13 protein-coding genes are annotated in these 14,253 nt (G+C 61.3%); 8 read left to right on the forward strand and 5 right to left on the reverse strand.

All coding sequences use genetic code 11. The annotated features are described in order from the left end of the window. Positions 1–7: 7 nt before the first annotated feature. Positions 8–1,501: an MBOAT family O-acyltransferase gene (locus SMD31_RS14420; protein ID WP_320501599.1), complete on the reverse strand. Its 1,494-nt coding sequence runs from the start codon at positions 1,499–1,501 to the stop codon at positions 8–10. A gap of 40 nt (positions 1,502–1,541) precedes the next feature. Further along, positions 1,542–2,798 carry a hypothetical protein gene (locus SMD31_RS14425; RefSeq protein WP_320501600.1) on the reverse strand — a complete coding sequence of 419 codons (1,257 nt, stop codon included), beginning with the start codon at positions 2,796–2,798 and terminating at the stop codon, positions 1,542–1,544. Between the two features lie 119 nt (positions 2,799–2,917). On the opposite strand from SMD31_RS14425, the gene SMD31_RS14430 reads away from it, so the two are divergent. The 6 genes from SMD31_RS14430 to SMD31_RS14455 all read left to right on the forward strand — a co-directional run bounded on the left by SMD31_RS14430 (position 2,918) and on the right by SMD31_RS14455 (position 8,325). Further along, complete coding sequence (locus SMD31_RS14430; protein ID WP_320501601.1) at positions 2,918–3,919, forward strand: 4-hydroxyproline epimerase; 1,002 nt, start codon at positions 2,918–2,920, stop codon at positions 3,917–3,919. A gap of 52 nt (positions 3,920–3,971) precedes the next feature. Continuing rightward, positions 3,972–4,625, forward strand: a complete 654-nt coding sequence (upp, locus tag SMD31_RS14435) for a uracil phosphoribosyltransferase (protein WP_320501602.1) — start codon at positions 3,972–3,974, stop codon at positions 4,623–4,625. 11 nt (positions 4,626–4,636) lie between these two features. Continuing rightward, the gene (gene glpK, locus SMD31_RS14440) at positions 4,637–6,118 is read left to right on the forward strand and encodes a glycerol kinase GlpK (RefSeq protein WP_320501603.1); all 1,482 of its coding nucleotides are present in this window, start codon (positions 4,637–4,639) and stop codon (positions 6,116–6,118) included. A 127-nt stretch (positions 6,119–6,245) separates the two neighbouring features. Next, entirely contained in the window at positions 6,246–6,797 is a 552-nt protein-coding gene (locus tag SMD31_RS14445) for a hypothetical protein (protein WP_320501604.1), read from the forward strand. Positions 6,798–6,851: 54 nt separating this feature from the next. Beyond that, positions 6,852–7,487 (forward strand): hypothetical protein, encoded by a 636-nt coding sequence (locus tag SMD31_RS14450; protein WP_320501605.1) that lies wholly within the window; start codon positions 6,852–6,854, stop codon positions 7,485–7,487. Positions 7,488–7,578: 91 nt separating this feature from the next. Then, on the forward strand, positions 7,579–8,325 hold the full coding sequence (locus tag SMD31_RS14455) for a hypothetical protein (RefSeq protein ID WP_320501606.1): 747 nt from the start codon (positions 7,579–7,581) through the stop codon (positions 8,323–8,325). On the opposite strand, the gene trmFO is transcribed toward SMD31_RS14455, so the two are convergent. After that, positions 8,322–9,704, reverse strand: coding sequence for a methylenetetrahydrofolate--tRNA-(uracil(54)-C(5))-methyltransferase (FADH(2)-oxidizing) TrmFO (gene trmFO, locus SMD31_RS14460; protein ID WP_320501607.1), 1,383 nt, complete (start codon positions 9,702–9,704; stop codon positions 8,322–8,324). The genes SMD31_RS14455 and trmFO overlap by 4 nt on opposite strands. 85 nt (positions 9,705–9,789) lie before the next feature. Between trmFO and SMD31_RS14465 the strand changes: the two genes are divergently transcribed. Continuing rightward, positions 9,790–10,179, forward strand: coding sequence for a RidA family protein (locus tag SMD31_RS14465; RefSeq protein ID WP_320501608.1), 390 nt, complete (start codon positions 9,790–9,792; stop codon positions 10,177–10,179). A 60-nt stretch (positions 10,180–10,239) separates the two neighbouring features. Further along, positions 10,240–10,503 (forward strand): PilZ domain-containing protein, encoded by a 264-nt coding sequence (locus tag SMD31_RS14470; RefSeq protein WP_320501609.1) that lies wholly within the window; start codon positions 10,240–10,242, stop codon positions 10,501–10,503. Between the two features lie 130 nt (positions 10,504–10,633). Here the strand turns inward: SMD31_RS14470 and SMD31_RS14475 are convergent, their stop codons facing one another. Then, on the reverse strand, positions 10,634–11,287 hold the full coding sequence (locus SMD31_RS14475; RefSeq protein WP_320501610.1) for a glutathione S-transferase family protein: 654 nt from the start codon (positions 11,285–11,287) through the stop codon (positions 10,634–10,636). Between the two features lie 2 nt (positions 11,288–11,289). Then, entirely contained in the window at positions 11,290–14,163 is a 2,874-nt protein-coding gene (gene uvrA / locus SMD31_RS14480; protein WP_320501611.1) for an excinuclease ABC subunit UvrA, read from the reverse strand. Between the last annotated feature and the right edge of the window lie 90 nt (positions 14,164–14,253).

Below are 14,253 nucleotides of genomic sequence, written 5' to 3' on the forward strand. Positions count from 1 at the left end.
AGTCTCACTAGAACTGGAAGTAAAGGAATTCCGATTGCCAGCCTAGAATGGCGACGGCACCCGCCGTCGTCACGATGCCGGCAATAAGCGCCCAGGCAGTCACGGGGCGCCATTCCAGATACCGCTCGAACCGACCCAGGCGCCGTTGCGCCAGTGTGACCAATTTCAGGGTTGGCGCATAACGGCGGAATATCTCGGTGCTGTTTGGGGCGAGGACGGCGACCAGACCGGCAAGCAGGATGACCGGCCACCCATCCAGCGGCATGTCGGGCAAGTTCGGCGTCTTGAGGCTGAAGCCATGGCCACCGACCAGCGAAGCCAGAACGCTGTGGGCGGTGGCGACATCGGGCGCGCGGAAATAGACCCAGGCAGCCATGACGCAGAGCGTCGTGATCAGCCAGCCGAGCCAGCGCGGCAGGACGAAGCCGCGCCCTTTGGCAAAGCTTGACCACAAGCGCTGGATTGCCAGGAAGATGCCGTGCATGGCGCCCCAGATCACGAAGGTCCAGCCGGCACCATGCCAAAGCCCCCCCAGCAACATGGTGAGGAACAGATTGATCACCTGACGGGCCGTACCCTGGCGATTGCCGCCCAGCGGGATATAGAGATAGTCCCGCAGGAAGCGCGACAGGGTCATGTGCCAGCGCCGCCAGAAATCGGCGATGTTCACGGCCTTGTAGGGCGAATGGAAGTTGGCCGGAAAGCGCACGTTGAACATGCGTGCCAGGCCGATGGCCATGTCCGAATAGCCCGAGAAATCGAAATAGAGTTGCAGGGAGTACGCCAGAGCACCCATCCACGCTTCGACGAGGGTGAGATGGGCGCCGCCGGCAGCGGCGTTGAACGCCGGATTGGCTACCTGCGCCAGTGTGTCGGCGATGATCGTCTTCTTGAAGAGGCCCAGGCCGAAAAGGGACAGGCCCACCAGCAGGTTGATGCCGCGCGGCGTCAGAAAGCCTGGGCGGCGGATTTGCGGGATGGCCTCGTTGTGGTGGACGATCGGGCCGGCAATGAGCTGCGGGAAAAAGGTGACGAACAGGCAGAAGTCGATCAGGCGATAATGCTTGGCGGAACGCCGATAGGCATCAACCAGATAGGCAATCTGCTGGAAGGTATGGAAGGAAATGCCGAGCGGCAGGATGATGTGCCAGGGGCCGAGTTGCGTGCCGCCGACCTCGTTGATCATGCCAAGGAAGAAATTGGTGTATTTGAAATAGCCGAGCACAAGCAAGATTAGGGCGATGGCCGCGGCCAGAATGAGATGGCGCTTACGCTGATCGAGATCGGTCCGTTCCAATTGCCGGCCGACCAGGAAGCTGAAGACGACCTCAGCCAGGATGAGGATGATGTAGACCCAATTCCACCAGGCATAAAAGAACACCGAAGCCAAAGCGAGAAAACCGATCGCGAAGTCCCGCGACGCAAACCGCCCCAGCAGGAAGAACAGGGCCAGCGTTGCAGGAAGGAAGGCGAACAGGAACTGGTAGGAATTAAAGAGCATGTCGGTTTCTCGTTCAGCGCGCCGGAGAACGGCAACGGAGTCAAAGGGCTTTTGGGCAACCTAGATCGAGGAAGTCGATTTCCGGCGGCGCGTCGCCGGGCAGCAGTTCGTTGACGCGGGCGTGCCCGGCATTGGTGGCGATGAGGCCTGCGACCATATCGCGATCGATGGCGCGCGACAGGATCGTGTCGCCATAGTCGGCGATCGCATCCAGGATACGCATATATGTGACTGCACCGCCGTGAAACCCATCCACAAACTCGCAATCATTGGAGCCGAGGGCCTGCGGATCGGTAAAATCGAAAACGCGCGCACCGAGGTTTGCCATGGCGTCGCGCCACAGCGGAATCAACCGGCTCTCGGGGTCCTGCTCAATCGCCTGCAATACCGAACCGGCCAAAGGCGGTAAGAACAGCACGACCTCGATCGATTGCCCGTCCAGTTCAGCCAAGAGTTGCCGCAGTTCATCGATTTTCTCGGCCGATGGCGAGACACGGACGTTGAGCTTGCTCGATATCTTGGCGCTTTGCAGGCGCTTCAGCGTGCGCTTAAAATGTCGATCGTCACTTTGCATACCGCCGTCGAGGAGGGTGCCGTAGTCATATCGCCCATAGACATCCCACCCGCGACCGCCGAACTTGGCGAAAGCGCCAATGCCGGGAGCCAAATCCTTCACCGGCAGGAGGGCTTCGAAAAATGAGCCTGCACGAAGGCTGCCTTCGGATACCCATTGCAGCGGTGCGAAGAGCTGGCTCAGCGACAGATCAACATCGTCGCTCATATCGCCGGTCGCATCGATATCGTCGTCGCGACTTGGATTGAACCACCAGAAATCGAGCCCGATCAAGATCGCCTTGGGCTTGTGAACAGCCAGAGCAGCGCGGATGAAGCCGACGGTCTGGTCGAGTGTGTTGGAGGCGCCACCGGAATTGAGAACCGGCACGTTGAAGACCTCGCCCGCGAACTGCATCACACGGGAAGAACCGACCAAAAGAATATCTGGCGACGTAAGTCGGTAACGCTCAAGCTTGTAGGCAAAGGGTCGATAGAAGAGCGCGGCACCGTAGAGATCACCTGTCTTGTCTTGCAGTCGCGCGGCGGTCACCGGGCCGATCGTCTCCAGCGTCCGCCAAAGGAAAGCATAAAGAGCGCCGACGATGACGACCACAACCAGCATCGGCGAGAAGAACATGGCTGCATAGCGAATATGGAAGGAGCGGCGGTTCACCGATTCTGCCTCGGTTGTGCTTGGCGGAGAGTCTGTTGTGCGGTCTGCATTCAGGATGTCCTGGGTCATAGGCGCGCAGAATCAGTCGGTTCAAGATTGCCAAGGCCGGGGCCGGGTTATATCAATTGGCAGGCTCACTGTCATGCGCCGCAATTCGCGCAAGTCCCTTGTCCATCAAAAGGTTAACTATGGCCCGATTCACCTTTTCCTGTATCGACGCGCATACCTGCGGCAATCCCGTGCGGGTCGTTTCCGGGGGTGGCCCGCAATTGCGCGGCGCCACGATGAGTGATCGGCGCCAGCATTTCCTCAGTGAATATGACTGGATCCGCAAAGGGCTGATGTTCGAGCCGCGTGGCCACGACATGATGTCCGGCAGCATCCTCTATCCGCCGACCCGCGACGATTGCGATGTTGCCATCTTGTTCATTGAGACCTCCGGCTGCCTGCCGATGTGCGGTCACGGCACCATCGGCACGGTGACGGTGGCGATCGAGAACGGCTTGGTCCGGCCGAAGAAGCCGGGCGAGCTGCGGCTGGATACGCCGGCCGGCCTCGTCGTCGCGCAGTATGAGCAGGTCGGCGAGTATGTCGAGAGTGTGCGCCTGACCAACGTGCCAGGTTTCTTGCATTCGGAAGGTCTCGAGATCGACTGCCCCGAACTCGGCCCGATCAAGGTCGATGTCGCTTATGGCGGCAATTTCTATTGCATCGTCGAGCCGCAGGAGAACTATCGCGACATGGCGGATTTTACCGCCGGCGAGCTCATCGCCATGAGCCGCGAACTGCGCCGGCGCATGAACGAGCGGTACACCTTCGAGCATCCAGACAACCCGACCATCCGCGGGCTGTCGCATATCCTCTGGACGGGCAAGCCAACGGTTGATGGTGCCGACGCCCGCAACGCCGTCTTCTATGGCGACAAGGCGATCGACCGTTCGCCCTGCGGCACCGGCACCTCGGCGCGCATGGCGCAGCTGGCAGGCAAGGGCAAGCTGACGGTCGGCGACAATTTCGTTCATGAAAGCATCATCGGCTCGCTGTTCAAGGGGCGGGTCGAGAAAGCGGCGGCGGTCGGCAACAAGCCGGCCATCGTGCCGTCGATCGAAGGCTGGGCGCGCGTGACCGGCTACAACACCATCTTCATCGACGATCGCGATCCCTATAAGCACGGCTTTCAGGTCATCTAAAAAGAACAACAACCGGCCCGGACTGTTGCGGGCGGGAGCAGGGAGCAAGCCCATGGTCAAGACCTTCAAGGAATTTCCGACGCTCAGCGTGCTCGATCATCCGCTGATCCAGCACAAGCTCTCGATGATGCGCGACAAGGCAACGCCGACCACCTTGTTCCGGCAGCTGCTGAAGGAAATCGCGCTGCTCATGGGCTACGAGCTGACGCGCGACCTGCCGATGACGACGCAGGAGATCGAAACGCCACTCACCAAAATGGCGGCACCGGTCATCATGGGGAAGAAAGTCGCGGTGGTGCCGATCTTGCGCGCCGGCCTCGGCATGGCGGACGGATTGATGGAACTGGTGCCGGCGGCGCGGATGGGGCATATCGGTCTCTATCGCGACCATGAGACCAAGCGGCCGGTTGAATATTTCGTGAAGCTACCGGAACCGGAAGGCCGCATATTCATCCTGGTTGATCCCATGCTGGCGACTGGGCATTCAGCCTCGGCTGCGATCGATACGCTCAACAAACGCGGCATCGCCGACGACAATATCCGCCTGATGTCACTGGTGGCGGCGCCGGAGGGTGTGCGGGTTGTCCAAGCCGCCCATCCAACCGTGCCGATCTTCATGGCGGCATTGGATTCCCATCTCAACGAGAACGCCTATATCGTGCCGGGGCTCGGCGATGCCGGCGATCGCTTGTTCGGTACGAAGTGAGGATCGCGCGCATGGCCAAAGCGGATCTCATCCTCGCCATCGACCAGGGCACCACCAGCACGCGCGCCATCGCTTTTTCGTTGAAGGGCGAACCGCAGGCGACGGCACAAAAGGAGCTCACGCAGGTTTATCCGGCCGATGGCTGGGTCGAACATGATCCGGAGGAAATATGGCGCGCCACGGTCGAGGTGACCAAGGGCGTCATCGCCAAGGTCGGCGCTGAGCGAATTGCCGCCATTGGCATCACCAATCAGCGCGAAACGACGGTGGTCTGGGACCGCAAGACCGGGAAGCCCGTTCATAACGCTATCGTCTGGCAGGATCGGCGTGGCGCGCCGTTGTGCAAGAAGCTCATCGCCGATGGCTGGGAGCCAAAGATCCAGGCAAAGACTGGCTTGCTGATCGACAGCTATTTCTCGGCCACCAAGATCGCCTGGATTCTAGAGAATGTGGCCGGTGCGCGCGCTGCGGCCGATAAGGGCGACCTGGCCTTCGGGACCATCGACACCTTCCTGCTGTGGCGCCTCACCGGCGGCAAAAGCCACGCGACCGACGTCACCAACGCCTCGCGCACCATGCTGTGCGATATCCACAAGCTCGACTGGGATGACGAACTGCTGAAGCTTTTCGGCGTGCCGCGCTCGATGCTGCCGGAGATCCGCGAGAATGCCAGTGCGTTCGGTATGACGGATCCGCGTGAGCTGGGCGCCAGCCTGCCGGTTGCCGGGATGGCCGGCGACCAGCAGGCAGCGCTCATCGGCCAGGCTTGCTTCAAGCCCGGCATGATCAAGAGCACCTATGGCACCGGCTGCTTTGCCTTGATGAATACGGGCGGCAGGGCCGTTCTCTCCAAGAACCGGCTGCTCACCACCGTTGGCTACAAGCTCAAAGGCGAAACGGCCTATGCCAGCGAAGGCAGCATCTTCATCGCCGGCGCTGCCGTGCAATGGCTGCGCGACGGCTTGAAGCTCATCCAACAGGCCGGCGAAACGGAACGCCTGGCACGCTCCGTGCGCGGGACCGGTGGTGTCTATCTGGTCCCGGCCTTCACGGGGCTTGGCGCGCCTTATTGGGACCCGATGGCACGCGGTGCGCTTCTGGGTCTCACCCGCGACACCGGCATTGCCGAGATCGTGCGTGCGGCGCTGGAAGCCGTCTGCTACCAGACCCGTGACCTGATGAGCGCCATGATCAGCGATACCGGCACCGAGGTGCAGTCTCTGCGCGTCGATGGCGGCATGGCGCGCAACGACTGGGTGATGCAGTTCCTGGCGGACCTCTTGAATGTGCCGATCGGGCGCCCCGTCGTCGTGGAAACGACGGCCCTGGGTGCGGCCATAGCCGCGGGTCTTGGCGTCGGCATCATTCCCGATCTCAAGGCGGCCTCCGCCAACTGGCAGCAGGAGCGCGAGTTCCGTCCGGACATGGCAGAAGCCGACCGCGAAAGGCTCTATGCGGGTTGGAAGACGGCCATCGGGCGCATTCGCTCCTGACCTGGCCATGCGTCGTCACGTCGAAGGGGGAAGGATGTTGGGTCGTCTCTGCCGTAACACCCTGAGTGTTGTTCTTCTGGTCATCGCCGCTGCGTGTGCGTCGTCTGAACCGGCATCGAAAGCGCCGATGGCGACCAGCGAGGATCTGTGGCGCCTGAGCGGGACAAAGGATGCCTTGGTCGAATTGCACCGGGCGCTTTCCGACGCGTGCCAGGCCAAGCTCGAAACGCCCGACGACTTGCTGACATTGCCGGCGGGGCAAGCCATCTGCGTGCGCTCTCGCCTCGTCGAGGCCTTCGATGCCGCCGATGGCGCCGGACCCTGTGGGCAAGGGCGCGATTTGAAGCAATTCGTCAGTTGCATCCTGGAAGGCCAATTCGTCGGCAACGTCATCAAGAACAGCGGCTCGGCGCCACTCCCGGCCGAGGTGCAATGGGGCAGCCGCGATGCGCGCGGCCAGCAGGCCAGCAAGCTCATCAGTGAAAGAATAAAGGCGTCCTGCCTCACGCCCAGCAAATCGGCGATGAACGAATGCGTCGAGACGTCGATGTTCCGTTATTTCGAGGTCAAGCCCCAGTCGATCGACTTCTGCCCGACTAAGGAACAGCGCGATATGTGCATTTACTGGGCGGGATTCGCCCATTCGATCCGGCTCAAGCTGGATCGCGTGGCGTCATAGCACGATGTAGTTGCGATGCGCACGGGCAAGGAACGGTCAACCAGAGTCTGCTTTATGAAGCCCTTCCTCATATCATTTCTGCTGTTGCTGACGGCATGTGCAAGCCAAGCTATGCCGAAGAATGACGCTGATCTGGTCGGCCAACCTTCGACGATGACCTCGGCAGAAGCTCGGGCAGTCTCCGGTCTCGATGCAGAATATGTCGTCCTATATGAACGTCTGAACCAAGTCTGCAAATTGCCGCCAGAGCGTCCGTTTGGCCTGACCCCCGATCAAATGGACTGTGTCGTCTCTCGAACGGTATCTGCGTTTGGTGCGGAGGCAGGGGAGAGCGGTTGTCGCGCGCAGCTTGAACAGGGCACTTTCATCGGCTGCATCGTCGACGGAACGTTGCTGACATTGGTTGCAAAGAACGCCGGTTCAGCCGATATCCCTTGGGAGCTGTTTTGGAGTGACCAGTTAGGGGCATGGGAGCGCCTCAACGCAGTCTTGAACGAGAACGCCACAAAGCACTGCAAATCTGCGAGTCAGTCCGACGCGGCGGCCTGCCAGGACGACTATGTGTTGCGGCTCTTTGAGATCGATCGAACCGCTGTCGCGGGCTGTCCGACCGGTTGGGCGCGCGAGGACTGTGTGTCCGGCGTCGCAACAGTGAAGCTTATCAGAAGCAAACTTCCCTATCTCTTCTAGGAGTGCGCGGGGAAATGGCCGACCATTTAGAGTTGCGGTGTGATCGTGACTGCGCAACACTCCGGTGGATAGGTTGGAAATAGGGCGGGGCATGAAGACGCAGGGATTTATATCTTCAGCAATACTGATTCTCTTGGCGATACTGGCGGCAGGCTGTCAATCGGCGCCTGCGGCCAAGCCTCCAGCGAAAGCCGCCGCGGCGACTGAAGCGCTGAGATCTCTGGAGGGTTCGGCGGGTGAGCTGGAAGCGCTATTGACACTTCTTCAAGAATTGAAGGCCGAAGAAGGAAACGATGCGCCGCCGAGTTTCCCCGAACTCGACGCGCGCAAGGAACGGGCAACCAGCAAATTGGGTATCCTGCTGCTGGCTTCCTGCTTGGGTGAAGGGGAAGACATTTCTAAATTGGCGGACACGGCCAATCCGCCTTGTGTATCTCATGGAATTTCAAAGCTGCTTGACCCCAGTGGCGGGGTGGACGCGCATTGCGCGGCGCACAAGGCTATCGAGCCGTTCGTCAGCTGTGCGGCGGGCGGTATCATGATATCGCGGATGAAATCCTACATGCATCAGGACGTCACATCCGAGGACTGGACGGATTCCACAAGTCAGGCGCAAGACGTTGCACATGACCTTGCCGGATACGTCGTGAATGGCTGCCTCAAAGCAAGCAAGGGCATTGCCGATTGCATTGTCGTGGAGTTCGCCGATGCACTTGACGTGAGGGAGACCGACACCGCGTATTGCCGCAAACAATCCAACTTGTCGGACAAGTTGTATTGCCTCGGTGCCGCCGCAGCGGTCGGCCTGCTGGAGAATGGTGCCGCAACCGGCAGCTAGCAGGCCTGTGCGCTTCGATTGAGCCAGCTTTGCAACTCGGTCAGTGCCCTTGCGCTGAGGCGCGGCTTGCGCCCAGCCTTCCACTCCCGCAGCTGCGCTTTGTTGAGGCCTTCCGGCGCATCGATTTCAGGGAACAGGCCGAAATTGACATTCATCGGCTGGAAGGTCTTGGCATCTGCCTGACCCGTGATGTGGCCGATGAGTGCGCCGAGCGCGGTGGTGAGTGGCGGCGGCGTGAGTGTCTGTCCCAGGCGTTGCGCGGCGGCGAAACGGCCGGCGAGGAGGCCGATGGCGGCACTCTCGACATAGCCTTCGACACCGGTCACCTGGCCGGCAAAACGCAGGCGCGGATCGGCTTTGAGGCGCAGGCTGTGATCCAGCAGCTTTGGGCTGTTGATGAAGGTGTTGCGGTGCAGGCCGCCAAGGCGTGCGAACTCGGCATTCTCGAGGCCGGGGATCATGCGGAACACGCGCACCTGTTCGGCATATTTCAGCTTCGTCTGGAAGCCGACCATGTTGTAGAGCGTGCCCAGAGCGTTGTCCTGGCGCAGCTGCACCACCGCATAGGGTCGGCGCTGCGCATGCGGATCAAAGAGGCCAATGGGCTTCATCGGGCCGAAGCGCAACGTGTTGGGGCCGCGTCCCGCCATGATCTCGATGGGCAGGCAGCCTTCGAAATAGGGTGTGCCTTCCCATTCCTTGAACTCGGTCTTCTCGCCGGCCAGCACTGCGTCGATGAAGGCCAAGTAGTCCGGCTTGTCCATCGGGCAGTTGATGTAATCGGCGCCGTCCCCTTCGGGGCCGACTTTGTCATAGCGCGACTGGAACCAGGCGCGCTCCAGGTTGATGCTATCCTTGTGGATGATGGGCGCGATGGCGTCGAAGAAACTCAAAGACGCTTCACCGGTAAGCGTCAGGATCGCCTCCGCCAAGGCCGGCGAGGTGAGGGGGCCGCTGGCGATGATGACATTGTCCCACTCGGCCGGCGGCAGGCCGGCGATTTCACCGCGTTCGAATGTCACCAGCGGATGGCTCGTGAGCGTGGCGGTCACGGCCTCGGCAAAGCCGTCGCGATCGACGGCCAACGCGCCGCCCGCCGGCAGCTTGTGCTTGTCGGCGGATTTGAGGATCAGCGAGCCGGCGCGGCGCATCTCTTCGTGCAGCAAGCCGACGGCATTGTTCTCCGCATCGTCGGAGCGGAAGGAATTCGAGCAGACGAGTTCTGCGCATTTGTCGGTCTGGTGCGCGTCGGTGCCGCGCATGGGCCGCATCTCGTGGAGGATGACGGGGACGCCGGCCGAGACGAGTTGCCAGGCGGCTTCGGATCCGGCCAGGCCAGCGCCGATGATGTGAACGGGCTTTGGGGGGGTGGTTGTCATGGCGGGGTCATAACCTTCCCGAAGCACATTGACAACAAAGCCGATGCACGAAACGATTAAATCCATCTAATCAAGGAGATAAGATATGCTGAGCTTCCTCAATCCACCCTCCGCGCCGCCGCCTTTCAGCCGCTATTCGCAGATGGTGTCGGCACCGGCCAATTATCGCTGGCTGCATATCAGCGGCCAGGTCGGTGCCGACCGCCAGCACAAGACCGCCCAAGGCTTCGAGGCGCAGGCGGATCTCGCTTGGAGCAATCTGGTCGCCTGCCTGGAGGCGGATGGCATGACGGTCCAAGACCTGGTGAAGGTCAATGTCATGCTGACGCGGGCCAGTGATGTGCCGGCATCGCGTGTTGCCCGTGATAAGGCGTTGAACGGTGCACAGCCTGCCTCCACCCTCATCATCGTGGCCGGTTTGGCCAATCCGGAATGGTTGATCGAAATCGAAGGTATTGCAGCCAAGGCAGCGTAGCTCACATGCGTAAAACGGCGCACGATACTCTCCTATCCCGCTTGGGGCAGGGAGAATGGCATGCAGGAATCCGGGGCCGACAAGCGTCGGCATCCGCGCCGCAAGATGCTGAAAGGAGCGAAGGCGATCTTCAATGGAGGCGCCAGCCTCTATGACTGCCAGGTGCGCGACTGGTCAGAATCCGGAGCCAGGTTGGTCTTCCCCGAACTGACACCGCTGCCAAAGCTCTTCACCTTGCGTCTCAGCGACGGCAGCGAACATGCCTGCGAAGTCGTACGTGCCGACGGGGTGATCGTCGGCGTGCGCTTTTCCGGGTCGGTTTAGAGCGTCGGCATAGTACCCCTCACCCCAACCCCTCTCCCCGCAAGCGGGGCGAGGGGCCCGAGGCAAAACTCGGTCGAGACTCCCTCGCCCCACGAAGTGGGGAGAGGGGCGGGGTGAGGGGCGTTAGACGTCAGACCGGCTGGATGATGCCCTGGTCTTTTAGCATCTTGGCATAGGCCGGCCGTGCCATGACGGTCTTCACCAGCCCGTTGAGACGCGGATAGGTATGGCCGGGCCTGGGCATGCTGCGCGTCCAACGGATCAGCATCACCAGGAAATAGTCGCAAGCGTAAAAGTTAGCGCCGCAAAGATACGGCCCCTTGGTGGCGATGACACCATCGAGGAACGTCCACATCTTCGCCAGACGCTCTTCGGCCTTCGCTTTCATCTTGGCCTGCTCAGCCTTACCGTCGATGTAGTTCTCAGCATGCCACCAATGCATCGACGCTTCCTGCGGCGTGTTGGTGAGATAGGCCATCCATTGCAGATAGAGCCCACGATCGGCATGGCCGACGGCGGGTGCGAGCCTCGCCTCCGGATGCCGCTCGGTCAGGAACTGGCAGATGGCGGCACTCTCATACATGACCTTGCCATCGTCATAGATGAGCGTCGGCACCCGGCCATGCGGGTTGAGCTTCATATATTCCGGGCTCTTCTGCTCGTTCTTCTCGTCGTCGACCAGAATGAACTCAGCCAACGTCGATCCCAAATGGGCGCCGATCTCATTAATCATCGCCTGCGCCGCCATCGCGGCACTGCCCGGGCTGTAATAGAGCTTGTACATCGTTACCCTCGCGCAGCCTTCTTCTTCGCCCGCTTGCTCAAGTAAGGTGCCAGATAGTGTCCGGTGTAGCTCCCCGGCGTGTCCGCGACATCTTCCGGCGTGCCTTGGGCGACGATCTTGCCGCCCTTGTCGCCGCCTTCCGGGCCGAGGTCGATGATCCAATCGGCGACCTTGATGACTTCGAGGTTGTGTTCGATGACGACGATGGTATTGCCCTGGTCGACGAGGTGTTGCAGCACTTCGAGAAGCTTGCGCACGTCCTCGAAATGCAAGCCCGTGGTCGGCTCGTCGAGAATGTAGAGCGTCCGGCCCGTGGCGCGGCGGGAGAGTTCCTTGGCGAGCTTCACGCGCTGCGCTTCGCCGCCCGACAGCGTCGTGGCCGCCTGGCCGATATGGACATAGCCGAGGCCCACCTGGTTGAGCATGGCGAGCTTGTCGCGGATGGCGGGGACGGCCTTGAAGAACTCGACGCCTTCCTCGACCGTCATGTCGAGCACGTCGGCGATCGACTTGTTCTTGAAATGCACTTCGAGCGTTTCGCGGTTGTAGCGCTTGCCCTTGCACTGGTCGCATTGCACATAGACATCGGGCAGGAAGTGCATCTCGATCTTGATGACGCCGTCGCCTTCGCAGGATTCGCAGCGGCCGCCCTTGACGTTGAAGGAGAAACGGCCGGCCTTGTAGCCGCGCGCCTGGGCATCGGGCAGGCCCGCAAACCATTCGCGGATCGGCGTGAAGGCGCCGGTATAGGTGGCTGGGTTCGAGCGCGGCGTACGGCCGATCGGTGACTGGTCGATATCGATCACCTTGTCGAGGAATTCGATGCCCTCGATGCGGTCGTGCTCACCGGGATGCGTGCGCGCGTCATGAAGGCGCTTGGCCAGCGCATTATAAAGCGTCTCGATGATGAGGGTCGATTTGCCGCCGCCGGACACGCCGGTGACGCAGGTCATGGTGCCCAGCGGAATGTCGACGGTGATGTTCTTCAGATTGTTGTGCTTGGCGCCGACGATGCGCAGCTTTGCCTGTTTGCCGGCACCCTTGCGCCGTTCCGACGGCACCTCGATGCGGCGGCTGCCATTGAGGTATTGCGCCGTGAGGCTGTTGGACTTCATTACCTCGGCGGGCGTCCCTTGCGCCACCACCGTGCCGCCATGGATGCCGGCGGCCGGCCCCATGTCGATGAGGTAATCGGCATGACGGATCGCGTCCTCGTCATGCTCGACCACCAGCACGGTGTTGCCGAGATCGCGCAGGCGCTTCAGGGTCGCGAGCAGGCGGTCATTGTCGCGCTGATGCAGGCCGATCGACGGCTCGTCGAGCACGTAAAGAACGCCGGTGAGGCCCGAGCCGATTTGCGAGGCCAAGCGGATGCGCTGGCTCTCGCCGCCCGACAAGGTCGCCGAGGCGCGGGCAAGAGTTAGATATTCGAGGCCCACGGAGTTGAGGAAGCCCAGGCGCTCGTTGATCTCCTTCAGGATGCGATAGGCGATGTCGTTCTGCTTCTTGGTGAGCTTCTTAGAGAGGCCGCCGAACCAATCTGCGGCACCCAGAATCGAGAAGTCGGCCACATCGGCGATGTTCTTCTTGTCGATCTTGACCGCGAGCGCCTCGGGCTTCAGGCGTTTGCCTTCGCAGGCCTCGCACGGGCTGGTCGATTGGAAACGGCCGAGCTCGTCGCGCACCCAGTTGCTGTCCGTTTCGCGGAAGCGGCGGTCCATATTGGTGATGACGCCCTCGAACGGCCGCGTTGTCTTGTAGGAGCGGGTGCCGTCATCGAACGACATGGTGACGACCTCCTCGCCCGAGCCGAACAGGATGACGTCGCGGATCTTCTTAGGCAGATCTTTCCAGGCGGTGCCGAGGGCGAATTTGTAATGCTTGGCGAGGCTTTCCAGCGCCTGGTTGTAGTATTGCGACGTCGAATTGGCCCAGGGCGCGATAGCGCCGTCGCGCAGGCTCTTCGATGTATCCGGCACGACCATCTCGGGGTCGAAATAGAGCTTTTCCCCTAAGCCATCGCAAACCGGGCAGGCGCCGAACGGGTTGTTGAAGGAGAAGAGGCGCGGTTCGATTTCGTCGATGGTGAAGCCGGAAACGGGGCAGGCGAAGCGCGAGGAGAAGAGAATGCGCTCATCCGGCTTGTCGGCGTAATCGGCAAAGAGCAGGCCGTCGGCAAGACCCAGCGCCGTTTCGACGCTGCCGGCCAGGCGCGTCTCGAGACCCGGCTTCACGGCGATGCGGTCGACCACCACCTCGATATCATGCTTCAGCTTCTTGTTGAGGTTCGGCACTTCGCCGATCTCATAGATCTTGCCGTCGACGCGCACGCGCTGGAACCCGCGCTTCTGCAGGTCCTGGAATTCCTTCTTGTATTCACCCTTGCGACCGCGGGCGATGGGGGCGAGGAGCAACAGGCGCGTTCCCTCGGGCAGGGCCATAATGCGGTCGACCATCTGGCTGATGGTCTGGCTCTCGATGGGCAAGCCCGTCGCCGGCGAATAGGGGATGCCGACGCGCGCGAACAGCAGGCGCATATAATCATAGATCTCGGTCACCGTGCCGACGGTCGAGCGCGGGTTCTTCGACGTCGTCTTCTGCTCGATCGAGATCGCCGGCGATAGGCCGTCGATGGAATCGACGTCCGGCTTTTGCATCAGTTCCAGGAACTGGCGGGCATAGGCCGAGAGGCTTTCGACATAGCGGCGCTGGCCCTCGGCATAGATCGTGTCGAAGGCCAGGGACGACTTCCCCGACCCAGAAAGGCCGGTGATCACCACCAGGGAATCCCGAGGCATGTCGACATCGACGTTTTTAAGGTTGTGTTCGCGCGCGCCTCGAACGGAAATCTTGTGATCTGTCAAACGGTTAGCCATATCGGCGGATCTTCTCGGGGCTGGAATTCGGGGGCGGCGGAGGGCCGTCTTTGGGCGGCATCATAGCGACGATCAAGGGCAGCGAATACC

The sequence above is a fragment of the Dongia rigui genome (assembly GCF_034044635.1).
GTDB classification, from domain to species: Bacteria; Pseudomonadota; Alphaproteobacteria; order Dongiales; family Dongiaceae; genus Dongia; species Dongia rigui.

Coding starts and splice junctions, on each gene's coding strand:
- SMD31_RS14420 (WP_320501599.1), bottom strand. CDS start 1,501: ATGCTCTTTAATTCCTACCAGTTCCTGTTCGCCTTCCTTCCTGCAACG.
- SMD31_RS14425 (WP_320501600.1), bottom strand. CDS start 2,798: ATGACCCAGGACATCCTGAATGCAGACCGCACAACAGACTCTCCGCCA.
- SMD31_RS14430 (WP_320501601.1), top strand. CDS start 2,918: ATGGCCCGATTCACCTTTTCCTGTATCGACGCGCATACCTGCGGCAAT.
- upp (WP_320501602.1), top strand. CDS start 3,972: ATGGTCAAGACCTTCAAGGAATTTCCGACGCTCAGCGTGCTCGATCAT.
- glpK (WP_320501603.1), top strand. CDS start 4,637: ATGGCCAAAGCGGATCTCATCCTCGCCATCGACCAGGGCACCACCAGC.
- SMD31_RS14445 (WP_320501604.1), top strand. CDS start 6,246: ATGGCGACCAGCGAGGATCTGTGGCGCCTGAGCGGGACAAAGGATGCC.
- SMD31_RS14450 (WP_320501605.1), top strand. CDS start 6,852: ATGAAGCCCTTCCTCATATCATTTCTGCTGTTGCTGACGGCATGTGCA.
- SMD31_RS14455 (WP_320501606.1), top strand. CDS start 7,579: ATGAAGACGCAGGGATTTATATCTTCAGCAATACTGATTCTCTTGGCG.
- trmFO (WP_320501607.1), bottom strand. CDS start 9,704: ATGACAACCACCCCCCCAAAGCCCGTTCACATCATCGGCGCTGGCCTG.
- SMD31_RS14465 (WP_320501608.1), top strand. CDS start 9,790: ATGCTGAGCTTCCTCAATCCACCCTCCGCGCCGCCGCCTTTCAGCCGC.
- SMD31_RS14470 (WP_320501609.1), top strand. CDS start 10,240: ATGCAGGAATCCGGGGCCGACAAGCGTCGGCATCCGCGCCGCAAGATG.
- SMD31_RS14475 (WP_320501610.1), bottom strand. CDS start 11,287: ATGTACAAGCTCTATTACAGCCCGGGCAGTGCCGCGATGGCGGCGCAG.
- uvrA (WP_320501611.1), bottom strand. CDS start 14,163: ATGGCTAACCGTTTGACAGATCACAAGATTTCCGTTCGAGGCGCGCGC.